The organism is Mucilaginibacter sp. BGA-UO-ETr-C110 (assembly GCF_059567985.1).
The window spans coordinates 6,220,959-6,242,996 of the sequence record NZ_JCAQPB010000002.1 but is presented as its reverse complement, the minus strand read 5'-3'; the positions used below and the strand labels follow the sequence as shown (position 1 = coordinate 6,242,996).

Sequence of the window (22,038 nt, the reverse complement as noted above, 5' to 3'; positions counted from 1 at the left end):
GAGACTTCAACTTTCGTTCCCACTTCAGGGGCTATTTGGTGATCAGGTTATACAGCTCATCCAATCGTGGGGTGAGCACAATTTCGATTCGACGGTTTTTCGCACGGGCCTCGTTGGTTGGCGCCGGGTCGATGGGCTGGAACTCGCTTTTGCCTGTAGCTGTTAAGCGGTGCGGATCAACTTTTTCAACTTCAGTCAGGTAGCGGGTTACCGAGGTGGCACGCAGTACGCTCAGGTCCCAGTTATCTTTGATCTGGCCCAGGTTAATTACCTTTTTATCATCGGTATGACCTTCAATAGCCATGTTAATATCGGGTTCTTTATTCAGCACTACAGCCAGTTGTTTCAGGGCGGCTTTACCTTTATCGTCAATAACGATACTACCCGATGGGAACAGCAGCTTATCTGCCAGCGACACATATACTTTGCCGTTGCGAATATCAACTGTTAAGCCACTCTGTTGAAAGCCCAGTAAGGCCTGCTGCAATTTATTTTTAAGCGCGTTGGCGGCTTCATCGCGTTTGCGTAAGATGTCCTCCACCTCTTTTAAACGAGCCTCACGTTTTTCCAGATCAGCTGCCAAACGTTTTAATTTTGACGAGCTGGTGTTCAGGTTACTGTTTAAGGCGCTGTTGTTATTGCTCAGGTTGGCCAGCTCACGGTGCAGGCGCATGGTATCGGCCTTGAGCTGAAAAACCTGGGTTTCCAGTGTTTCGGTACGGGTGGTTAAGGAATCGCGCTCGGCAATCAAAGCTTTGTAAGCCTTTGGCGACATGATCTTACAGGAGGAATAAAAGGTAAGACTCAGAGCCAGGGCCAACAGGTAGTAGGTGATCTTCATTGTGATTATGTTTATTTTAAAGCATTTGAAAATTTGGTGATTTGAAAATTTGAAAATAAAAACCCGCTCATTCTCAAATCTTCAAATTGACACATTTTCAAATTAATTATCCAAGTGCATTCCTTAAAAATACGTTGAGCGGATAAATGAGCTTGCAGTCCTGGGCAATTTGCGCCGCCGCGTTCTTTTTAACGATATCTTTATCACTTATCTTATGCCAGGCTATAAAACTTTTAAGCTTCAACAGGTCGATATTTTCGTTATCGGGACTATATCCCTGCGGAGCGGTTTTTAATTGCTCCTGCGCCCTGAAATCGCCAAATAGCTTAACAAATTCCGGTGCATCAATGATCTGTTTCAGATCATGCGCGTTATAATCAATTTCCTGGCGTATGGATTTTAAATGCGCGGCTTCGGGCATCCAGTATCCGCCGGCGATAAAGGAGTCACCGCCGGGCTGTATCTGCAAATAATATTCGGCACCGCCAAGCTTTGTACCTTGTGTGGGCAGGCTTATGCCAAAGTTAATTTTATAAGGTGTTTTATCTTTCCGGAAACGGATGTCGCGGTAAATACGCATCACGCATTTTTTGGGATCGAGTGTTTCGTCAATTCCCGGATCTACCCGGTGCATTTCACTCAATAGCTCCACTGTAAACTCAATTACATTTTCGCGGGCTTTTTCATAACGTCCTTTGTTCTCTAAAAACCACTCCCGGTTATTGTTTGCTGCGAGATCCTTTAAAAATTCAAGACTTTCCTGGTTTATCATCGGTATCTAAATATAGCTGGTAATGTATTTTGGGTGATAACCAATATAACAATAGTACCCGCGAATATCTGAAATTTATAGGAGCCAAAGCAAAACAGCCCAAAATTATGACACTTAGATACAACCAGGGCGAATCGGCATTATGGGTGATGAGAAAGGTGAGCCAGGCCAGGCCCAGCGCTTCGCCGACATTTAAGGCATAGCTTACATACATGGCGGCATAAAAATACCCCGGCTCAATTTCAAAGTGTAAATTACAATGCGGACAATTGAGGTTTATTTTATTAGAAAAGCTGTAGGCACCTCCCTGGAACATATCCCCCCTGCGGCAACGCGGACATTTACAGTGAAGCATAGCCCATGACTTGGGAGTTGGCGGCATGATGATTTTATGTTTTACGTTGTACGTGATACGTAGTACGTTTTTTGGTAGCGCAGTATTCTGCGTTTTCTTAAAACATGATATTCAGTGTTGTACGTAAAACGTATCACGTCAAACGTACAACCTGTTAAAGGTTTTTAATTCAGATGAAGTTTTTCTTTGCGTATGTTAAGATCGACGTTTTTACGGCGATATTTTTTGTACCAGATAAAGCCAACAACGCCGGCTGCCAGGTAAGGCGCGCCTAATAAAAACAAAATACCATTGTTTAATCCCTTGGCAGCATTACCACCACTTTTGGCATTGGTTTCAACCGTGGCGGCGCATTGTGCGCATTGGGCTTTTACAGGTTGCCTGCTGCAAACCATAAGGCCCAGGGCAAATACAAATAATATAATCTTAAAACCTGTTTTCATATGGGCAAATTTAACTAATTATTAATGTCGTAGCAAGTGGTTTATCAGTATCAAGTAGTTAGTATCCAATCAAAAATGATAATAAGGCCGTATCATTAAATAAACAATAACGCCGGATGCGGTTACGTAAAGCCATATCGGGAATGTCCAGCGTACCAGCTTTTTGTGTTTGGCCACCTGCATTTGCAAGCCGCGGTGAAAGCTGAGCAAAATAAGCGGCAATACACCTGCCGCCAGTATAATGTGCGGGGTAAGGATACACAGGTACAAAGTACGCATGCCACCGGCAGCGAGCCTTTCTGAATCGGACAGCAAGCCATCGCCATTGATATCACCGTATAAGATCTCGTTACGCATGAGGTAATGAAACAACACGTATGATACCAGGAACAATGCCGATAAGCTAAAAGTAAGGATATTCAGATTTTTATGCACCTTGATATTGCCCTGCCTGATAAAGTATAGCGACACCAGTAACAGTATGGTACAGGTACCATTCAATATGGCATTAAGCATGGGTAAATAAGGTGTAAACGATGGCGCGACAGCTGGCCCTGGTATCAGGTGCCTGTTGAGCAAAATTACCAGTCCTATCACTACTATGGTAATAACCGTCACAAAACGGAATATAAATTTATCAGTCATTCTTTTAAGAGTCAGGAATCAAGACACAAGAGTCAAGATTCATTTTTTATTTTATCGTTAATGTAAGGTATCCTTTATACAGATTCTTGATTCTTACATCTTGTTTCTTACGTCTAATACAGCGGTTTATCCACTTTGCGCAGCTCCTCGGCAATTAGTACTTTGATCTCGTCGGTAAGGCGATTGATATCATTGGTATTAGCGCCTTTGTAATAGCCGCGGATGCGTTTTTCGGAATCAATCAGTACCAGGTTATCGCTGTAAATAAAATCGTCGTCACTCTCCTTTATGGCGTTAACCAGGAACCCTTTGCGGGCCAGGCTATAGATAGAGGTAGTATCACCGGTTAAAAACAACCAGCGATTGGAGGCCGGCTTAAAGCTGTCGGCATATTTTTTCAATACCGATACTGAATCGCGCTGCGGGTCGACTGTAATGGATGTAAAATACACCATCTTGTTTTTGCGGTAGGTATCCACCAGATAACTCATGTTACGGTTAATGGTACTACATACCGTAGGACAATGGGTATAAAAAAATCCGGTTACCATTATTTTACCCTTAAAGGTTGAGTCACTTACTGCTTTGCCATCCTGCGCTGTAAGTTTAAAGGCAGGCAGCTGATGATAGATGGTATCGGGTATATATTTACCGTGAAATTTATGCCCGGTTTTGGCCACTATTTTTTGGCCGTAAATAGCCAATGGCTTATACCTGTTTTTACCTTTAGCGGTGAGTAAATAATACAAAAATCCTGGCACTGCTAATATGAGCACCAGGATTAGAATTTTTTTCGCTATTGCGGCCATTATCCCCTCAGTGTAATCCAGTGATGGCTTTCGTTAGTCAATACCAGGATCAAACCTATAATGAATAGTATCGGCACGATGATAGACAGGGCTAAACCCAGCTTTTCGAACTTTAAGTGCATAAAGAAAGCAACAATATAAAATGCTTTAAACAAGGTTAAAACAATGTATACCGGGTTTGCATATTTTATATTCAAATAACCATGTGGAACCAGTAGCAGCGCTATAATAAACTCTACCGCAGTAATAGCCGACAAGATAAGAGCCACTTTAACAATTCTCCCTCTGGTCATTGTTGCGTGCTCGCCTTCTTCGTGGTGAACTTCTTGTGAATCTGATGACATATAAATATTTTTTATACTAAGTAAAAGAATGTAAATACGAATACCCATACCAGGTCTACAAAGTGCCAGTAAAGGCCTACTTTTTCAACCATTAAATAGCTACCGCGTTTTTCGTAAGTACCCAACAGTACGTTAACGGTAATGATGATATTGATGATAACCCCGGTAAATACGTGGAAACCATGGAAACCGGTGATGGTAAAGAATAAGTTTGCAAATTCCTGCGCGGTTAAATGGCGCGTTGCATCTGTACCCACACCTTCAGCAAAAAACTCTTTTAATTCATGTAAGCTTGGCGTACTTCCCCACCAGAAACCTTCATGGTGTAAGTGAGCCCACTCTAAAGCCTGGCAACCCAGGAACATAAAACCACCTATAACAGTAGCTATCATCCACCAGATCACTTCTTTTTTAGCGTTACGGTGACCTGCTTCCACAGCTAATACCATGGTAACAGAGCTCAGGATGAGGATAAAGGTCATGATACCTACGAAAACCAGCGGCGCGCCATGGTCTATCATACCTGGTACCGATTGGAAAACCTTATCAGCCGCCGGCCATACGCTTGCGCTGAAACGTAATGCACCATAAGAAATCAATAATGACGAAAAGGTAAACGCATCCGAAAGGAGGAAGAACCACATCATTATTTTTCCGTACTCCACATTGAAGGGTGATCTCCCTCCAGACCATGGAGTTGTTTTTATTTCATCAATTTGTGATACTGCTGTACTCATTTGTACTTAAATATGGGTGTATTAATTTTGGTTCAAAAGTAAAAAAACATACAGATAAATCCATATAATTCCGAGAAAATGCCAAAAAATAGAGGTCATTTCCATTTTAAACAGGTTACGCACCTGCGGAATGTTCTTGTATGTACCTGTAAGGGTATTCAATAGTAACAATATAGCTGCAATTATGTGCAATAAGTGCATCCCTGTAAATATATAAACAAATGAGCGGGACGCGTTTGGATCTGTAAGATACACATTCATTTTGTAGGTTAATACATACCAGGCATAAACCTGTATAGCAAAAAACGCTACGCCCAGCGCAAACGTAAGCCATAAAAATAGTCGCTGTTTGGCAAACTGTAACTGTTTGGCGGCTTTGGAGGCCAAAAACAAGGTAATACTGCTGATAATAATTACGGCGGTGCTGTATTTAAACGCATCGGGCATAATTACATTAAGGCCATGCCCCTTCCCACCACTATAAACGATAAACCCACTGGTTAAAGCCGCAAAAAACATGAACGAGGTGAATATAAATATCCACATGTTGAATTTTTTGGGAGCCAGATCAAGCCTGTCGTTATTTTTTTGAATCTGAGCCATCATTTCACTTTTCCTATAAAATCAAATAAAAACATTAACTGCACTACAGGCAAATACATAAAGGAGCCGAACATTAATTTGCGGGCTGTCTCTATCGACTGTGCGCGTAACAGGCCAAAAGCCTGGTATAAGAATATTAAACTGCAAACTAAGGATACACCACCTACATAATAACCACCGTAACCGTAAATGGTTGGCAGTAAACTTACTGGCAGCAATATCAGTGTAAATATAAAGGTAATTACGGCACTTCCTGCATTACGATTGCCGGTTGGCAGCAGTCTGAAGCCAGCCAATTTATAATCATCATCCAGCACCCAGGCAATGGCCCAAAAATGCGGGAACTGCCATACAAACTGTATAGCGAACAGGATCAGAGCGATCTCGTCAATCCTTTCGTGAGCAGCTACATAGCCAATAAGCGGAGGCAATGCGCCCGGTATTGCGCCAACAAATACCGCTACTGGCGATTTACGTTTTAACGGTGTATAAGCGAAAGCGTATAATAAGATCGAAAATACGGATAGCAGGCCTGTTAGCAGGTTAAGGCTACCCAATAAATAGGTGCCCGCCATACCCATACCCAAACCCAGAACAAGCGCCTGACCGGTATTCATCTTCCCCGAAGGGATTGGACGATCCATCGTACGTTTCATGAGCTTATCCAGGTCCTTCTCGATGATCTCATTAAAGCTATTTGCTGCAGCTGTTACCAAAAAGCCGCCTACTATGAGTTTTACCCAGTTTAGCCAGTCGATATGACCGTTAACTTTACTTCCTATTAAAAAGGATATAGAAGCCGAAAACACCACCAGGAAGGTGAGCCGTGTTTTGATCAGCTTTGAAAAATCTTTCATGTTCATTTGCTTATCCCCCTAACACTAACCGGTTTGTATAAATTTAAAAGCAAATAAAACTGTGCCCCAAAAATAAGGCTCGCCAACACAATGTGCGAGGCCTGTGCTGCTGGAGGCAAGGCCCAGTATGATAATAATATACCGGTTACTATCTGCAGCATGATCATTAAAAAAGTAAAGCTCATCAATTGCTGATGTACAGAATGACGACCAAAGTTTTTGCGTATTAAAGCATACAGCATGATGTTGAGCACCAATACCAATACGGCCATATCGCGGTGATGCGTAAATATTTCACCTACACTGCTGATCCAATTATTACGGTATCCACCCTGAAAATGAGCAGCTACAGCATCAACTTCTTCACGTACCTCGGTACCAAAAGCTATCTGGAAAATACTGGCCAATAAAGCAAGGATCGTAATAATGTATATCAGCGTACCAGTATTTAATTTAGCATTATCTAACACTTTAGCCCGGTGATAAGTATATATCAATATGGCTAATATGGCTAGTGCCAGCAACATATGTACGGTAACTATCCAGGCTACCAGGTTGGTTGATACCACGATGGAGCCTAACCAGGCCTGAAAGCCCACCAATACAAAATTAAACAGGCTTAAAAGAGCTATCCGCTTGCTGCTACTCCAGTAACTGAAAGCATATACAGCTGATAAAAACAAGAATAAACCGGATATGGCGCCAATAAGACGGTTAATGTATTCTGTCCAGGTTTTTTCGGCGTTGAATTCTTCGGGAACTAAGATGGATCTGTCTTCACGGATCCTTTTAGCCAAATCGCTATAACCGAATACATCCAATGTTTTGGCAAAGCGCTGATTTTTGGCTAAACGCTGGTCTACATATTTTTGCTTGTAATCTTTTGGCAGATCGGCACTGCTGGTGGGTGGGATATACCTACCGAAGCATTTGGGCCAGTCGGGGCAACCCATTCCTGAGCCTGAGCTACGCACAACTCCACCGGCCAGTATCAAAACAAAAAGTATGATTATTGTTATGAGAGTGACTTTCTGGAACCGGATTTTTGATGCGGATATGCTCATTGAAATGATGAGTGGTGAATAATGAGCAGTGAGTTATAAGTTTTCTAACCGAGAACTTACTCACCACTCATCACTCACCACTCTTATCTTAAAATTACTTTACTTGTTCGTTTGCTTTCAGCGTACTGTTAAACTTATTCAGTTCTTCTAAACCTTTAGGGTTATCTTCAAAGTCATGAGGTAAGTTTGAGCTCATGGTTTGTGAGAAAGGAACAGTTTGAGGGATGTAATCCTCTTCGGCACCTGGCTTGCTGTAATCATATGGCCAACGGTAAACAGTTGGTATTTCGCCAGGCCAGTTACCGTGTAAATGTTCAACAGGTGTTGTCCATTCCAGGGTATTTGACTCCCATGGGTTCTGTGTAGCTTTTTTACCAATGAATATAGAAGAGATGAAGTTATACAGGAATGCTACCTGAGCACAAGCTGCCATGATAGCTGCCCATGTAATAAAGGTATTTACGGTTAACCAGCGTTGCATGCTTACAAATTCGGTAAAGGCATAGTAACGACGTGGTACACCATCCAGACCCATAAAGTGCATTGGGAAAAACACCAGGTAAGCACCAATAAAGGTTAACCAGAAGTGCAGATAGCCCAATTTCTCGTCCATCATTTTTCCGAACATTTTAGGGAACCAGTGGTAAACACCGGCAAGCATACCAAATATAGCTGCCGAACCCATTACCAGGTGGAAGTGAGCAACCACAAAGTAAGTATCATGCAAGTTAATATCCAATGCAGCATTACCCAGGAATATACCTGTTAAACCACCTGATATAAAGAATGACACCATACCAATAGCGAACAGCATAGCAGGCGTAAACCTGATGTTACCGCGCCATAAAGTGGCCAGCCAGTTGAATGTTTTTACCGCCGATGGTACCGCGATGATCAGTGTAGTGATCATGAACACACCACCCAGGAACGGATTCATACCCGTAACAAACATGTGGTGACCCCATACGATAAATGATAATACGGTAATACCTATTAAGGAGTAAACCATCGCGTGGTAACCGAAGATCGGTTTACGTGAGTTTACAGACATTACTTCTGATGAGATACCCATCGCCGGCATAATTACGATATACACCTCCGGGTGACCCAGGAACCAGAACAAGTGCTGGAACAGGATCGGGCTACCACCTTCATAAGGCTGTTGTACACCGTTCAACACGATGTCTGACAGGTAGAAACTGGTACCAAAGCTACGGTCAAATATCAATAACACCACACCTGCTACTAACACAGGGAATGCCAGGATACCTAATATAGCGGTCAGGAATAAAGCCCAGATAGTTAAAGGCATTTTCCAAAGGTCCATACCTTTTGTACGCATGTTTAACACAGTACTTACATAGTTGATACCACCCATTAATGAGGATGCTACGAACATCACCATACTGATGAGCCAAAGGGTCATACCCTCACCTGATCCCGGCATCGCTTTTGGCAATGCGGATAATGGCGGGTAGATTGTCCAGCCACCGCTGGCAGGGCCTTTTTGAACCAGGAATGATGATAACATAACCACACTGGCCATAAAGAAGAACCAGTAAGATAACATGTTCATGAACGGAGATGCCATATCACGTGCACCTACCTGAAGAGGTATGAGCAAGTTGGCAAAAGTACCGCTCAAGCCGGCTGTTAACACAAAGAATACCATGATGGTACCGTGAATGGTAACCAGCGACAGATAAAAATCGGCACTGATACGACCGTTAGGTGCAAAACGACCTAACAATGTGGTTAACAATGGGAAAGTTTTATCAGGATAAGCTAATTGGATCCTGAACAAAATAGACAATATCATTGCAATAACTGCCATGGTGATCCCTGTGATCAGGAATTGCTTGGCAATCATTTTATGATCCATACTAAATACGTATTTAGACAGGAACGATTGGTTATGATGATGTTCGTGACCGTGATCGTCGTGATGTGCTACTCCGTGGTCGTGAACTGCTAATGTTGACATATCGCTTCTCTTTCTATATTAATTATTTAACGCTAACCTATTTTGTGACTCTGTTTTTGGCTGATCCGCAGCGGCAAAATGCAATTCCTTTCTTAAAGCATCGCTTAAGTAAGGTTTTTGCCTTGACAGCCAGGCCTGGTATTCGGCTTCGGAAACCACACGTACAACTTTTTGCATGTTATAGTGACCGCCACCGCATATTTTGTTGCAATAAACCAAGTATTCAAATTTAGGATCGTCAAGCTGGGTGCGCATTTGCGCGGTAGTAATTGTTGGGGTAAATTTAAAGAAGGTCGGTAATCCCGGAACCGCGTTAAGCTGAACCCTGAAGTGAGGCATGTAAACAGAGTGAATCACATCTAATGCCTGGATATTTAACCTGATCGATTTGTTTACCGGCAGGTACATGGTATCAACCTGCAAATCATCAAAGCTGCTGCGTTTTTTAAAGTTAACACCTAATTTGTTAGCAGCAGATACCATTCTGAAATCTTTAGGGCCCAACACACCGTCTTTACCCGGGTAGCGAAGCTCCCATGCAAACTGGTGACCGGTAATATCAATATTGATATCGCCTTTAATATCTGTGGTATTCATTATTGTTTGCCAGGTGAAAAAGCCAAACACAACCAATACAGTTAAAACGATGGCTGGAGCAATTGTCCAGATCTTTTCAATAGTATTGTTATGCGGCAGGAAGTGAGCCCTGCGCTTGTCAGAATGCCTGTATTGGAATAAGAAACCAAACAACAATATCTGGGTAATAAAAAACACGATCATGGTTAAAACCGTAGTGACGGTAAACATCTCATCAATTTTAACACCATGTACAGATGCGGCCTCAGGCAAGGTCATGCTACCTTGTACTGTGAACGACCAGTAAGCGCCGTATAAACCTGCTATCAGGAACACCAGGCAAACTACTGCCATCACTGTGTTCCATTTCATTCCTTTTTTACCTTGTATTTTAAGTGTAAGATCGTATATCTTCAGAATTTTACCTATTACAGCTACGCCAAGGCATACCAGGAAAAATAAAAGCAAATAGTATGCAACACCAGTCCAATCAACCTGGGGGGCATCAGTTTGCCCACCGGTAGTTGCCGCTGCTTCTGTTTGCGCCATCAGCAGGTTTGTGCCCAAAAGCATAAACGCTGTGATAAACGATAGTAATGTTTTAGAATTTATAAATTTTCTGAATCCCATTTTAATGTCAGTTTGGTATTCTGTACTTTGTTGCAAAAATAACAATTATTATATGTGATGATGAAGGCTCTCCTGCAGGAACGGATGTTTTTTAGGAATAAGCGATTTGAATTTGCTTAAAGCATTCAACATCAAATAAGTAAACAATCCGGCAAATCCTATGGCTACACCTACTTCGATATAGAAAAATCCAACTTTATCACCAACGGTACCTGGCATGATCATGATAAAGTAGTCAAGCCAGTGGCCCAGGATCAGGATGATACAGGTTGCCTTCAATATGCTTGTGCTACGTTTTGAATCACGGGCCATGATGATCAATAAAGGAGCTAAAAAGTTGATCACAATATTTAACCAGAACCATGGCTTAAATTCAGGCTCCCATCTTTTCAGGAAGTAAACACTTTCCTCAGGGATGTTAGCGTAATAGATCAGCAGGAATTGTGCAAACCATACGTAAGTCCAGAATATAGAGAAACCAAACATTAACTGGCCCAGGTTATGCAGGTGATCTTGTGTAACCCATTGCATGTAACCTGCAGACCTTAATAGTATAATGGTTAAGGTGATCACTGATAAACAGCTTACCCACATGGCCGCGAAGTTGTACCAACCAAACATGGTTGAGAACCAGTGCGCCTCTAAGGACATGATCACATCAAAAGAAAACACTGGTTGAGTAAATCCGAAGATCACCAGGAACGCTGCCGAAATGGTAAAGCTCTTTTTGTAGTAGAATAATCCACCCAGTTCGTCTTCAGTTTCAGAATATTTAGCCAGTAACCAGCCAAATGTCATATAAGCGCCTAAAAATAATATGATACGGATCAGGAAGAACGGCATGTTCAAAAATCCCGATTTGCCTGCCAAAACAGGATCGTAATTTTCGCTGCCGGGTGTGGTAACACCAGCCTGGTGCCATACTTTGTATAAATATGGGGCTACTACATCTTTACCCTCAATTTCGGTATGATGTGTTAAATTTAAACCAGCTATGATAATAACCAGTAATATAAGAGCTGCTATAGGTAATACCCTGGCAAATGCCTGAGGTACACGCAGCAATGAAGCCGACCAGCCCGCCTGAGCTACATACTGCAAAGCGCAGAAAAATACACCGGCCGTACAAACACAGGTAAAATAATAACCCATGAGCAATAAATTGGCAAATGTACGCTCACCCTGATTAGTTAAAAAACCAAGGGCTATGGCCAGAACTCCCAGGGCTATGGCAGCTAAACTCCATGTTTTTGCCTTACCGGTAAAAACAAATTGCTCGTCTAAACTATTATGAGTATTCATTCAGTTCTAATTCTTATAAAGTTTGTAAATGGTGAACATACATGATCACTTTCCAGCGTTCTTCCGGGGCCAGCTGTGAAGCGTATGAACCCATTGCATTTACACCGTAAGTAATGGTATGATATATTTTACCGTCTGTTAAGTCTTTCATGGCACCACCACGTGATGACTGGCCTTTTGAATATGATGGCGGCGGCGGATAACCATGTTGTGTTACCAAACCATCACCCTGACCATTAACACCGTGGCATGGAGAGCAAAAGTGTTCAAACAAAATTTTGCCTTCTTTATAGTTTGCCTGGGTTTGAGCCAATACGGTTTTAACCTCTACGCTTGCCAGTTCATATCCATCTTTTGTGTTTGGATAATCAAACTTGGTAAAACCTACCGGTATAGTTCCGGCTGGTGGTACCTGCGCGGTTTTGCCATCCTTAAAATTCGGGTTCTTTTGATCCGGATCGTATGCGATATGCTCATACATATTAGGGGCGTACTCCCATCCGGTACTCCTTTTATCCTTGCACGACGTTACTACAATCGAAGCAGCGATAATGATAACTATTGTTCCTAATATTCTAAATTTATTCATAGCTAACATATTTTCTGTCGTTATGCTTAACTTCACTTGCCCCTGCTTCTTTTAATATTGTGTTGATATCCTCGTGTGGTATATTTCCTTTGGCGTCAATGGCGATCACAAACTTGTCATTTGTAGCTCTCAGGTCCATTACTCTTGGCGCACGACCCGGGAAAAGGTGCGTAGCGAAAAAGAAGGTAAATGCCATACCGTATGACGCGAATAATACCGTCCACTCAAAAGTTACCGGGATAAAATCGGGGATGGCAAAAAAGTTTTTACCACCGATGTCCATTGGCCAGTCATGTACCAGGAAATAATAAACCATTGTAAAAATGGTTGTACCACCCATACAGCCGAACATGAAGGCCGCGTAACCTAATCTCGAGTCCTTGATACCCAGTTTAGCGTCGATACCGTGGATAGGCATTGGCGTGTAAACATCGTAAATAGGAACACTATTTTTTTGTAGTTTGTCAATCCCGTGCATCAGATCATCGGGATCATCAAAAATGCCTAATATATATTTGGTGCTACTCATCTTTATTATGCTTTTTCGTATTCAGAATGGTCAATACTATCAAACTTGATCAGGTTCTCTTTGTAGAACTCTACGTGAGACGGATCAAAGTGACCTTCGGCAATTTGTTTCTTCTTAGCCTGCTCACTCGCGCTCTTCAACAGTAATTTTACTTCGGCAATAGCTACAGAAGGCATTACCCTGATGAACAACAGGAACATGGTAAAGAATATACCGATAGATCCAACAAACACACCTACGTCAACCCAGGTTGGGTAAAACATGGCCCAGCTTGAAGGAATGTAATCGCGGTGTAAGGAAACAACGATGATCACAAAACGCTCAAACCACATACCTATATTTACAATGATAGATAGTACCCATGAAATTGGGATATTGGTTCTAACTTTTTTCGACCACATCATCTGGGTCATCAATACGTTACAGCCGTACATCATACAGGCAGCCCACCAGTACGGACCGATAAACCTGTTTAAGAAGGTATATTGTTCGTACTCGCCACCAGAGTAGTAAGCGATAAAGAACTCTGTAATGTACGCCACACCTACAACCGAACCTGTTACCAGGATAATCTTGTTCATCGATTCGATGTGGAACATGGTAATGTAGTTTTCCAGACCTAATACTTTACGGGTTACCAGCAATAGTGTTTGCACCATGGCAAAACCCGAGAAGATAGCTCCCGCAACGAAGTAAGGAGGGAAAATGGTAGTGTGCCATCCCGGTTCAAGCGAGGTTGCAAAGTCCATGGATACAATGGTGTGTACCGAAAGTACCAATGGTGTTGATAAACCTGCTAATATTAATGATACGGTTTCAAAACGCTGCCAGGTTTTAACTGAACCTGTCCAGCCGAATGAAGCTACCGAATAAATGCGGCGGCGTAAGCCTGTTGCACGGTCACGGATAGAAGCCATATCTGGCAATAAACCTGTGTACCAGAACACCAGTGAAACCGAGAAGTAAGTTGATATCGCGAATACGTCCCAGATCAGCGGTGAGTTAAAGTTAACCCATAATGAGCCGTACTGGTTTGGTAAAGGCAATGAATAAACAGCCATCCACGGGCGACCCATGTGAGCGCCGATATAGGTGGCCGCGCAAATTACCGCGAAGATGGTCATCGCCTCGGCCGAGCGGTTAATGGAGTTACGCCAGTTTTGACGGAACAGTAACAATACGGCCGAGATCAGCGTACCGGCGTGACCGATACCTACCCACCACACGAAACCGGTGATATCCCAGGCCCATCCTACTGTTTTGTTTAGTCCCCATGATCCAATTCCGTACCAGAAGGTGTAGCTGATAGAAACAACCCAAAGTAATGCTCCGAGCGAGGCTACCGTAAAACCGATCCACCAAGCTTTACTTGGCATATTTTCTACGGGACGTAATATATCGTCAGTGATCTGACCATAGGTAATGTCTTTACCCGTTATTAACGGTTCCCTTATTATTGATTCACTATGAGATGCCATATATTTTAATCTCTGTATATAAAAATTTTAAGCCTCTAATTCAACTGCGTTTCTAACTTTTACCTGGTAACCAATACCTGGTTGTACGTTTAATTCTTCCAGCACGTAGTAAGTTCTTTCGCTCTTCAGTGCTTTTGAAACTTCTGAATTAGGATCGTTCCTGTTACCAAAAACAATAGCGTTTGCAGAACATGTTTGCTGACAAGCCATTTTGATCTCGCCATCTTTCAACGGACGTTTTTCAATTTTAGCTTTTAGTTTACCAGCTTGTATACGTTGAACGCACATAGAGCATTTTTCCATTACACCGCGGAAACGGGTAACAACATCCGGGTTTAACACCAGTTGAGTATGCTCATTGTTCAGGTAGTTATCAAAACGTGAATCGTTCCAGTAGTTAAACCAGTTAAAGCGGCGTACTTTGTAAGGGCAGTTATTTGCGCAATAACGGGTACCTACACAACGGTTGTATGCCATCTGGTTTAAACCTTCTGATGAGTGAACGGTTGCTAATACCGGGCAAACTGTTTCGCAAGGAGCGTGGTCACAGTGCTGGCAAAGCATTGGCTGATGCACAACGGTTACGTTATCAAAAGCATCATCCTTTAATTTATCAATTTCGTACTCTTCAGTAATGCTTTCGCCTTTTTCTTCGTAGCTGTAATAACGGTCGATACGGATCCAGTGCATTTCGCGACGGCGGCGTACTTCGTCTTTACCAACTACAGGAATGTTATTTTCTGCGTTACAAGCTACCACACAGGCACCACAACCGGTACAAGCGTTTAAGTCGATAGCCATAACCCAGTCATAAACCGGGCGATCGTGGCTTGGCACATCCCATAAGCTTTCTTCGTCGTAGTTCTTATGGCCTTTTTCGTTTCCGCTGTGTACAGCAGGATTCTTTTTGTATTCGGCAAATTTAGCTTCGCGGATTACACTACGCCCCTCGTAAGAGTGGTGCGTTTGTGTTTGCGCAAGTGGCGATTTGATACCTGTTGGATCAAACCCGGTAACTACAGCAGTAGTCTGGAAAGTTCCGTTACGGAAGCTGTAGAAAGGGAACGCGTTTTTACCTACGTTATCACCTACCGGCCCCGCATTTGTACGACCGTAACCAACGGCTATAGATAAAGTGCCTTGTGCCTGACCTGGTTGTGCCAGTACAGGAAGCTCAACAGTGTAACCATTGGCGGTTACTTTGATCACGTCACCTTCGCTCAGTTTCAGTTTTTTGATATCGGCAACAGAAACAGCCACAAAGTTATCCCAGGTAACTTTCGAAACCGGATCTGGCAATTCCTGTAACCAAGGGTTGTTGGCACGTTTACCATCGCCTATTGCAGGTGACTGGTAAACTTGTAATTCAAACTTGCCTTCGCCAGCTGTAATTGAAGCGCTGTGTGTTAAAATAGTTTGCGCTACAGCGTTCAGGTCACGGTTAAAGGTGTAAGTACCTGCAGTGTTTGGCGTAGTTTTGATCATACCGGTTTGCAACAGGGTTTCCCAACCTTTTTGGCCAGATAAACCACCTTTAGCAAGCAGGCTTTCGTTCCAGGTGTTACGAACGAAGGTATAATAATCTTTAACCGGGTTTTGTGCCCATACCAGTAAGCTGTGCTCGGCCTGGCGGGTGTTATATACCGGATTGATAGTTGGCTGTATAACGGTGTAGTAACCTTCAGTAGCATTAGCATCGCCCCATGACTCCAGGTAATGGTGGTTTGGCGCAATTACATTTGATACTAAAGCTGTTTCATCATCATGATCTGCGAAGGATACTCTCAGACGTGCTTTAGCCAGCGCGTCTTTAAATTCTTTTGCTTTAAAGTAATCGTAAGCAGGGTTAACATTCAGGAATAATACACCTGCAACTTCACCGCGACCTAATTCATTTACAAACTCAACAAACTCAGCATCATTACCAGTGTATTGTTTTGATGGGTTATCCAGATCGATAGTAGTACCGTAGCTGCCCAGCAGGGAGTTGATGGCGTTTACTAAAACCTGTGTAGCTACGTCATTTGAACCTGCTACTACCAAAGCTTTTCCTTTAGCAGCAACCAATTCTTTAGCGGCAATAGTGACAGCGTTTTCTGCTGCTTTGCTGCTTAATTTTTTTGAACCTGGTAAAGTAGTACCAGAAATAGCATTATATAAGTTGATAATAGCGATACCTTCTTCTGATGGTTTAATCGCTAAACGGTTATCAGCATTGGTACCGGTAATGCTCATGCCGCTTTCAAACTGGATGTGACGTGACATCTTTTTGCTTTCAAGCGACTTGTTGTTACGGTTTGATACGTACTGACGGGTAAACTCTTCGCCAGAGATCCAGGTTCCCAGGAAATCAGCGCCAAAGCTTACAATTATATCAGCCTTATCAAAGTTATAGTGCGGTATTACAGCTTTACCAAAGCTGTTTTGGTTAGCTTGTATAATACCGGTATAAGATACGGCATCATAAGTAACATGTTTAGCTGTTGGGTATTGCTTAATAAAATCGGCAATTACAGCTAAAGTAGAAGGGCTGTTGATGCTTGATGTTACTAAGCGGATGTTTTTACCAGCTGCTTTAATAGCGGCCAGTTCTTTGATCACAAAAGCATCGATCTCAGACCATCCGGCTTCGCTGCCATTCAGTTTTGGATCTTTTAAACGGTTTACATCATACAGATCCAGAACAGATGCCTGGGCCTGCGCGCTTAAGCCGCCTTTTGAAAAAATATCATTAGGGTTACCCTCAACCTTAATAGGGCGACCTTCACGTGTTTTAACTAATATAGCCTGCCCTTCATAAGTTGAAGAATAATAGTTGGCCACACCAGGTGTAACCTCTTCAGGTTTTATAAGGTAAGGAATTGATTTATGTACAGGTACACGCTGACAAGCTGCCAGGGTAACCGCGCCTACACCAAACCCAAGCGCTTTCAAAAAGTCACGACGTGGGGTTTTAGCAGATAAACCATCTCCGCTAAGCACATCCTCAATTGGAATTGGCTCGGCAAATTCGTTTTTATTTTTCTCAACAAATTCTGGTGTTCTGTTTAGTTCTTCTAAACCTTTCCAGTATTTTTTATTGCTGTCCATTTAAGTTATATAAACTGTAATGCTAAAATTCTTATTTATTAATAGTGGCACTTGCCGCACTCGATACCGCCTAACACCGCGGCTGTAACTTTCTCGCCCTTCTTGATCTTATCGTGAGCAGCAAGTATGCTATCGTAGTAAGCGTTTCCTTTACCGTTAACTTCGGTACGTTTGTGGCACTGGATACACCATTTCATAGTTAATGGTGAGTACTGGTAAACCTCTTTCATAGTCTGAACCGGACCATGGCAGGTTTGGCATTTGATGCCGCCAACTTTTACGTGCTGTGAGTGGTTAAAGTAAGCCAGATCTGGCAGGTTGTGAACACGTATCCATTGGATAGGTTTGGCTGCGGTACTGTCATACTTTTGAGTTTTAGGATCGTAACCCAAAGCATCATATATTTTATGTATCTCCGGCGACTCAGTTTTAACAACCTTGTGGCAGTTCATACAAACGTTAAGCGAAGGAATAGAAGCGTTCTTTGATTTGTAAGCGCCGGTGTGGCAATACTGACAATCAATTTTCATGGTACCTGCGTGTAGCTCGTGTGAGTATTTGATAGGCTGTACCGGTTGGTAGCCTGTGTGCACGTTAGTGTTCCACAAGGTAACCCATCCCCAGCTGCCCATAGCAAGCGTACCGCAGATAATGATAAAGAATACCAGTTTCTTATTTTTCAGGATCCTTTTGATCAGATCTTTTTTCTTAGCCTCAGCTACCTCTTCAGCAGTTGGCTCAACCTCTTCATCAATTACAAGGCCTTTACCCTTTAACAGCAGACGCTCTAAAGTGGCTACTACCCTGTTTAATACCAGTATTACAATGAATGCAATAATGATAACAGCAACTAAACCCCAGATAACCATACTGCTTGGACCAGTTTCAGCAGCGGCAGTTTTACCATCGCCGGCACCTGCTTTAGGAGCAGCCTGTATGGTTTTCCATTCGGCACGTGCATAAGCTATAACATTAGTTACATCAGCGTCAGAAAGCTCGGTAAATACCGTCATTCCAGCCTGGTTGAACTTGTTATAGATCGCCAATGCCTTAGGATTCTTGGCAGCGATCAGGGCCTGGTTGTTCTGAATCCATTTGATCAGATATTTGTCGTCCGTTTCTTCGGTAAGCTGCGGACCCAAAGCCGGGCCAATTAATTGCTGATCGATCTTATGACAGGCAGTACATTTGGATTTAAAGATGGCTTCGCCTTTAGCCGCGTCGGCCTGAGCGTAAGCATTTGAAAAACCCCAAAAAGCAAACCCGGCAATTAAGAGAACCGACCTTGAGAATTGTTTAAAAATCAATGAGAAATTTCTCATAAAGTGTATTTATGCTAAATAATTTTATATTAATGTTTGAAACCGCTGTAAAGATGTACGCTCCATCTCATTATTTCAGGCACAAAAGTAAAATTTATTACAGTATCGCTGACACATAAATGACAGTAACCTATAATTTATAATCGTTCTAAATAATTACAAAAAGCCTTTTAAACAACGCAGGGAGGCTTTTTGGCCGGCAATGCAATTTTTTAAATCACAAATTGCATTGTCGGCATATTTGAAATTTAAATTATTGTTTTAATATCCAGGCAAATATCAATGGTGCAACAATAGTCGCGTCGCTTTCTACAATAAACTTAGGTGTATGTATATCCAGCTTGCCCCAGGTTATTTTTTCGTTGGGTACCGCGCCTGAGTAGGAGCCGTACGAGGTAGTTGAATCTGATATCTGGCAAAAGTAGCTCCAGAACGGAACGTCGTGCATCTCCATATCCTGATAAAGCATAGGTACTACACATATCGGGAAGTCACCGGCAATACCGCCGCCTATCTGGAAAAACCCTATTCCTTTGCCCGATGAATTTTTAGTATACCAGTCGGCAAGCCATGCCATATATTCAATACCACTCTTCATCGTTGATGCTTTTAGCTCACCTTTGATAATGTACGATGCAAAGATGTTACCCATAGTACTGTCTTCCCATCCTGGTACAACAATAGGCAGGTTTTTTTCGGCAGCGGCCAGCATCCAGGAATTTTTTGGATCTATTTCATAGTATTGTTCTAATTCTCCGCTTAATAATATCTTGTACATATATTCATGCGGAAAATAACGCTCACCGCTATCATCAGCATCTTTCCATATTTTGTGGATATGCTTTTGCAAACGGCGGAAAGCTTCTTCTTCCGGGATACAAGTATCAGTAACACGGTTATAATGATTCTCGAGCAGGTCCCACTCTTCCTGCGGGCTCAGGTCGCGATAGTTAGGCACTCTTTTATAGTGTGAGTGTGCTACCAGGTTCATGATATCCTCTTCCAGGTTGGCGCCGGTACAGGAAATAATGGCAATTTTATCCTGGCGGATCATTTCGGCCAGCGAAATACCCAGCTCAGCGGTACTCATGGCACCGGCAAGGGTAACCATCATTTTGCCGCCTTCGTCAAGGTGTGTTTCATATCCTTTTGCCGCGTCCATTAATGCTGCCGCATTAAAATGCAGATAGTTCTTTTCAATAAACTGCGAAATAGGTCCTCTTGTGATGCTCATAGTATATCAATAAAATTTCGGCACAAAAGTAGACATTTTTATAATGTGCAGATAAGTAGATTTCAAATGTGCAGATGAGTTAACAATGTGTTGATGAAATATTGTTGTACGAACATGCAGATATGAAATCGGCACATCTATAATTTGCATATCTATAATCTCTATATTTGCGGCACACTATATATGAAAAAAGTTATTACCGTTCTCTTTATATTTATCAGCGTTCCATCCGCATTTTCGCAAACACATCTCCTGCCCAAATTTATCAGGAAAATGTATTTTGATAAAGACACTACTAAAAAAAGCAGCTTTGTTATTTTACCCGTACTAAGCTCGGCCCCCGAAACTGGGTTAGAGGCCGGCGGTGCAGGTTTATATTCTTTTTACACCGATACTGCAAGCCGCAATACCCGGGTATCCAACATTTTTGGTTATGCCACCCTAACTACCAAAGGGCAAAGCAGGCTAAGCCTGAGCACCAGTTACTGGACACCGCAAAACAAATATCATTTTACAGCGGGCATTGGCTATATCAACTTTCCTTTTGATTTTTATGGCATTGGCAATAACACCCTCAAAGCCAATACCGATCGCATTGGCCAGAAAAGGCTTAAAGTCAATTTTGCAGCTGAAAAAAAGGTAGCCGATAATTTTTATGTGGGTTTGGTTGCCGGGGGCGATCATTACAGTTTTAGCGATGGCCAACCCAACAGTATTTTTTATACCGACCCTCGCGTGCAGTTCAGAAGTGGCGGCACAAGTGTTTATGTAGGCCCAAGCCTTATTTTCGATAGCCGCAACAACAACACCTACACTACCCGCGGCGCGTTGATCAGCAGTTCGCTGCAGTTAATCAAAGGTTTATCTGGGTTTGATTACAAAGGGGGCTTTTTTAACATTGAGTACAGCCAGTTCTTCTCGCTGAGCAAGAAATTGGTATTGGGTATTGATATACAGGACCAGAGCCTGATAGGTGGCCAATCGCCATTTTTCATGATGCCCACCCTGGGTAACGACGAAATTATGCGAGGATATTACAACGGCCGTTATCGTGACCGTAACCTTACTGTTGGTCAGACTGAGTTACGCTATCGCCTCACTGAGCGGATTGGCGTAGTAGGCTTTATAGGCACAGGCGAAGTGTTTAATAAAGACTTCAGCTTTAGCGACCTGAAACCAAATTATGGCGGCGGTCTCCGTTACTTTTTCGACATAGAAAAAGGACTGAGCATACGTGCCGACTATGGCATTGGCCAAAAAATTGCCGGCGAAGCCAGGCAAAGCGGCTTTTATGTGGGATTAGGACAAGCGTTTTAAGCTCTCGACTATATTTTTAATACAAAGAGAAATTTCCCCAAAAGGATTTATCCGGATTTAGGATTATGCCTTGTTGTTTGTTTAATTTATCTAAAAAATCTGTTTCAAAATAACGCAGAAGCTCTTTTACCCCAGCATCTTCCTTTCTATACCCCCCAATTGTTTGATTATAGTTATGCGCCCCAACAAGTCGGATTTCTGCTTTACCTGTTGCTTCATCACAGACTAAGTCATAAAGAATCTTAACGGTATCTTTCTTAATTTTGATAACCATATCTCTGCTGCCGTCGTCATCACGACTACTATCCCGCCTTGAGATTTTTAAATTTATTATATCTGAATCGGCAAAAGCAAGCCTGCGGATCGCGTTTCCGAATTGTTCAATGCTTCCGTTGCATTCGTATTTTCTTATTGGTGGATATGTAGCGCTAACACCACCTACAAAATATATACATCCGCCAATAAAGCCAAATACAATTAATCCTGTTATGATCTTTACAGCAATGCGCATATTGTA

Annotated in this window: 22 protein-coding genes; 1 reads left to right on the top strand and 21 read right to left on the bottom strand. The window is 42.4% G+C overall.

The genetic code is table 11. The features are described from left to right. Positions 1 to 31: 31 nt before the first annotated feature. The 20 genes from AC57BQ_RS26960 to AC57BQ_RS26865 form a co-directional block, all read right to left on the bottom strand. On the bottom strand, positions 32 to 841 hold the full coding sequence (locus tag AC57BQ_RS26960; RefSeq protein WP_496409186.1) for an OmpA/MotB family protein: 810 nt from the start codon (positions 839 to 841) through the stop codon (positions 32 to 34). 106 nt (positions 842 to 947) lie between these two features. Continuing rightward, positions 948 to 1,613, bottom strand: coding sequence for a DUF2461 domain-containing protein (locus AC57BQ_RS26955; protein WP_496409185.1), 666 nt, complete (start codon positions 1,611 to 1,613; stop codon positions 948 to 950). Next, a complete protein-coding gene (locus AC57BQ_RS26950) occupies positions 1,591 to 1,995 on the bottom strand; it encodes a DUF983 domain-containing protein (RefSeq protein ID WP_496409184.1) in 405 nt (134 codons plus the stop codon). Before AC57BQ_RS26950 ends, AC57BQ_RS26955 begins: the two co-directional genes overlap by 23 nt. Positions 1,996 to 2,132: 137 nt before the next feature. After that, positions 2,133 to 2,411 (bottom strand): hypothetical protein, encoded by a 279-nt coding sequence (locus AC57BQ_RS26945; RefSeq protein ID WP_166091289.1) that lies wholly within the window; start codon positions 2,409 to 2,411, stop codon positions 2,133 to 2,135. A gap of 69 nt (positions 2,412 to 2,480) precedes the next feature. Beyond that, positions 2,481 to 3,056 carry a DUF420 domain-containing protein gene (locus AC57BQ_RS26940; protein ID WP_496409183.1) on the bottom strand — a complete coding sequence of 192 codons (576 nt, stop codon included), beginning with the start codon at positions 3,054 to 3,056 and terminating at the stop codon, positions 2,481 to 2,483. 113 nt (positions 3,057 to 3,169) lie between these two features. Then, entirely contained in the window at positions 3,170 to 3,865 is a 696-nt protein-coding gene (locus AC57BQ_RS26935) for an SCO family protein (RefSeq protein ID WP_496409182.1), read from the bottom strand. Then, positions 3,865 to 4,209 (bottom strand): cytochrome C oxidase subunit IV family protein, encoded by a 345-nt coding sequence (locus AC57BQ_RS26930; RefSeq protein WP_496409181.1) that lies wholly within the window; start codon positions 4,207 to 4,209, stop codon positions 3,865 to 3,867. The genes AC57BQ_RS26935 and AC57BQ_RS26930 overlap by 1 nt, the downstream gene beginning before the upstream one ends. Before the next feature lie 11 nt (positions 4,210 to 4,220). After that, the gene (locus AC57BQ_RS26925) at positions 4,221 to 4,946 is read right to left on the bottom strand and encodes a cytochrome c oxidase subunit 3 (RefSeq protein WP_496409180.1); all 726 of its coding nucleotides are present in this window, start codon (positions 4,944 to 4,946) and stop codon (positions 4,221 to 4,223) included. 21 nt (positions 4,947 to 4,967) lie between these two features. Then, positions 4,968 to 5,552 (bottom strand): cytochrome c oxidase subunit 3, encoded by a 585-nt coding sequence (locus AC57BQ_RS26920; RefSeq protein WP_496409179.1) that lies wholly within the window; start codon positions 5,550 to 5,552, stop codon positions 4,968 to 4,970. After that, positions 5,549 to 6,412, bottom strand: coding sequence for a heme o synthase (gene cyoE / locus AC57BQ_RS26915; protein WP_369829187.1), 864 nt, complete (start codon positions 6,410 to 6,412; stop codon positions 5,549 to 5,551). The genes AC57BQ_RS26920 and cyoE overlap by 4 nt, the downstream gene beginning before the upstream one ends. Further along, positions 6,409 to 7,470, bottom strand: coding sequence for a COX15/CtaA family protein (locus AC57BQ_RS26910; protein ID WP_496409178.1), 1,062 nt, complete (start codon positions 7,468 to 7,470; stop codon positions 6,409 to 6,411). The genes cyoE and AC57BQ_RS26910 overlap by 4 nt, the downstream gene beginning before the upstream one ends. Before the next feature lie 94 nt (positions 7,471 to 7,564). Then, entirely contained in the window at positions 7,565 to 9,454 is a 1,890-nt protein-coding gene (locus tag AC57BQ_RS26905; protein WP_496409177.1) for a cytochrome c oxidase subunit I, read from the bottom strand. An 18-nt stretch (positions 9,455 to 9,472) separates the two neighbouring features. Continuing rightward, positions 9,473 to 10,660 (bottom strand): cytochrome c oxidase subunit II, encoded by a 1,188-nt coding sequence (locus AC57BQ_RS26900; protein ID WP_496409176.1) that lies wholly within the window; start codon positions 10,658 to 10,660, stop codon positions 9,473 to 9,475. A 48-nt stretch (positions 10,661 to 10,708) separates the two neighbouring features. Next, a complete protein-coding gene (locus AC57BQ_RS26895; RefSeq protein WP_496409175.1) occupies positions 10,709 to 11,962 on the bottom strand; it encodes a quinol:cytochrome C oxidoreductase in 1,254 nt (417 codons plus the stop codon). A 13-nt stretch (positions 11,963 to 11,975) separates the two neighbouring features. Next, positions 11,976 to 12,560 carry a c-type cytochrome gene (locus AC57BQ_RS26890; RefSeq protein WP_496409174.1) on the bottom strand — a complete coding sequence of 195 codons (585 nt, stop codon included), beginning with the start codon at positions 12,558 to 12,560 and terminating at the stop codon, positions 11,976 to 11,978. Continuing rightward, positions 12,544 to 13,080 carry a DUF3341 domain-containing protein gene (locus tag AC57BQ_RS26885; protein WP_090471150.1) on the bottom strand — a complete coding sequence of 179 codons (537 nt, stop codon included), beginning with the start codon at positions 13,078 to 13,080 and terminating at the stop codon, positions 12,544 to 12,546. Before AC57BQ_RS26885 ends, AC57BQ_RS26890 begins: the two co-directional genes overlap by 17 nt. A gap of 5 nt (positions 13,081 to 13,085) precedes the next feature. Continuing rightward, complete coding sequence (gene nrfD, locus AC57BQ_RS26880; protein ID WP_090471148.1) at positions 13,086 to 14,558, bottom strand: NrfD/PsrC family molybdoenzyme membrane anchor subunit; 1,473 nt, start codon at positions 14,556 to 14,558, stop codon at positions 13,086 to 13,088. Between the two features lie 27 nt (positions 14,559 to 14,585). Further along, the gene (locus AC57BQ_RS26875; RefSeq protein WP_496409173.1) at positions 14,586 to 17,648 is read right to left on the bottom strand and encodes a TAT-variant-translocated molybdopterin oxidoreductase; all 3,063 of its coding nucleotides are present in this window, start codon (positions 17,646 to 17,648) and stop codon (positions 14,586 to 14,588) included. A gap of 38 nt (positions 17,649 to 17,686) precedes the next feature. After that, positions 17,687 to 18,970, bottom strand: coding sequence for a c-type cytochrome (locus AC57BQ_RS26870; RefSeq protein WP_496409172.1), 1,284 nt, complete (start codon positions 18,968 to 18,970; stop codon positions 17,687 to 17,689). Positions 18,971 to 19,223: 253 nt separating this feature from the next. Continuing rightward, positions 19,224 to 20,204 (bottom strand): deoxyhypusine synthase family protein, encoded by a 981-nt coding sequence (locus AC57BQ_RS26865; protein ID WP_076378712.1) that lies wholly within the window; start codon positions 20,202 to 20,204, stop codon positions 19,224 to 19,226. Positions 20,205 to 20,387: 183 nt separating this feature from the next. On the opposite strand from AC57BQ_RS26865, the gene AC57BQ_RS26860 reads away from it, so the two are divergent. Then, positions 20,388 to 21,521: a BamA/TamA family outer membrane protein gene (locus AC57BQ_RS26860; RefSeq protein ID WP_496409171.1), complete on the top strand. Its 1,134-nt coding sequence runs from the start codon at positions 20,388 to 20,390 to the stop codon at positions 21,519 to 21,521. Between the two features lie 16 nt (positions 21,522 to 21,537). On the opposite strand, the gene AC57BQ_RS26855 is transcribed toward AC57BQ_RS26860, so the two are convergent. After that, positions 21,538 to 22,032 (bottom strand): hypothetical protein, encoded by a 495-nt coding sequence (locus tag AC57BQ_RS26855; protein ID WP_496409170.1) that lies wholly within the window; start codon positions 22,030 to 22,032, stop codon positions 21,538 to 21,540. Positions 22,033 to 22,038 lie beyond the last annotated feature (6 nt).

Excerpts from the sequence above, each read along its gene's own strand:
- AC57BQ_RS26945 (WP_166091289.1), bottom strand. The coding sequence starts at position 2,411 with ATGAAAACAGGTTTTAAGATTATATTATTTGTATTTGCCCTGGGCCTT.
- AC57BQ_RS26950 (WP_496409184.1), bottom strand. The coding sequence starts at position 1,995 with ATGCCGCCAACTCCCAAGTCATGGGCTATGCTTCACTGTAAATGTCCG.
- AC57BQ_RS26940 (WP_496409183.1), bottom strand. The coding sequence starts at position 3,056 with ATGACTGATAAATTTATATTCCGTTTTGTGACGGTTATTACCATAGTA.
- AC57BQ_RS26885 (WP_090471150.1), bottom strand. The coding sequence starts at position 13,080 with ATGAGTAGCACCAAATATATATTAGGCATTTTTGATGATCCCGATGAT.
- AC57BQ_RS26900 (WP_496409176.1), bottom strand. The coding sequence starts at position 10,660 with ATGGGATTCAGAAAATTTATAAATTCTAAAACATTACTATCGTTTATC.
- AC57BQ_RS26930 (WP_496409181.1), bottom strand. The coding sequence starts at position 4,209 with ATGTCATCAGATTCACAAGAAGTTCACCACGAAGAAGGCGAGCACGCA.
- AC57BQ_RS26905 (WP_496409177.1), bottom strand. The coding sequence starts at position 9,454 with ATGTCAACATTAGCAGTTCACGACCACGGAGTAGCACATCACGACGAT.
- cyoE (WP_369829187.1), bottom strand. The coding sequence starts at position 6,412 with ATGAACATGAAAGATTTTTCAAAGCTGATCAAAACACGGCTCACCTTC.
- AC57BQ_RS26920 (WP_496409179.1), bottom strand. The coding sequence starts at position 5,552 with ATGATGGCTCAGATTCAAAAAAATAACGACAGGCTTGATCTGGCTCCC.
- AC57BQ_RS26955 (WP_496409185.1), bottom strand. The coding sequence starts at position 1,613 with ATGATAAACCAGGAAAGTCTTGAATTTTTAAAGGATCTCGCAGCAAAC.
- AC57BQ_RS26865 (WP_076378712.1), bottom strand. The coding sequence starts at position 20,204 with ATGAGCATCACAAGAGGACCTATTTCGCAGTTTATTGAAAAGAACTAT.
- AC57BQ_RS26890 (WP_496409174.1), bottom strand. The coding sequence starts at position 12,560 with ATGTTAGCTATGAATAAATTTAGAATATTAGGAACAATAGTTATCATT.
- AC57BQ_RS26875 (WP_496409173.1), bottom strand. The coding sequence starts at position 17,648 with ATGGACAGCAATAAAAAATACTGGAAAGGTTTAGAAGAACTAAACAGA.
- AC57BQ_RS26855 (WP_496409170.1), bottom strand. The coding sequence starts at position 22,032 with ATGCGCATTGCTGTAAAGATCATAACAGGATTAATTGTATTTGGCTTT.
- AC57BQ_RS26910 (WP_496409178.1), bottom strand. The coding sequence starts at position 7,470 with ATGAGCATATCCGCATCAAAAATCCGGTTCCAGAAAGTCACTCTCATA.
- AC57BQ_RS26860 (WP_496409171.1), top strand. The coding sequence starts at position 20,388 with ATGAAAAAAGTTATTACCGTTCTCTTTATATTTATCAGCGTTCCATCC.
- AC57BQ_RS26935 (WP_496409182.1), bottom strand. The coding sequence starts at position 3,865 with ATGGCCGCAATAGCGAAAAAAATTCTAATCCTGGTGCTCATATTAGCA.
- AC57BQ_RS26960 (WP_496409186.1), bottom strand. The coding sequence starts at position 841 with ATGAAGATCACCTACTACCTGTTGGCCCTGGCTCTGAGTCTTACCTTT.
- nrfD (WP_090471148.1), bottom strand. The coding sequence starts at position 14,558 with ATGGCATCTCATAGTGAATCAATAATAAGGGAACCGTTAATAACGGGT.
- AC57BQ_RS26870 (WP_496409172.1), bottom strand. The coding sequence starts at position 18,970 with ATGAGAAATTTCTCATTGATTTTTAAACAATTCTCAAGGTCGGTTCTC.
- AC57BQ_RS26925 (WP_496409180.1), bottom strand. The coding sequence starts at position 4,946 with ATGAGTACAGCAGTATCACAAATTGATGAAATAAAAACAACTCCATGG.
- AC57BQ_RS26895 (WP_496409175.1), bottom strand. The coding sequence starts at position 11,962 with ATGAATACTCATAATAGTTTAGACGAGCAATTTGTTTTTACCGGTAAG.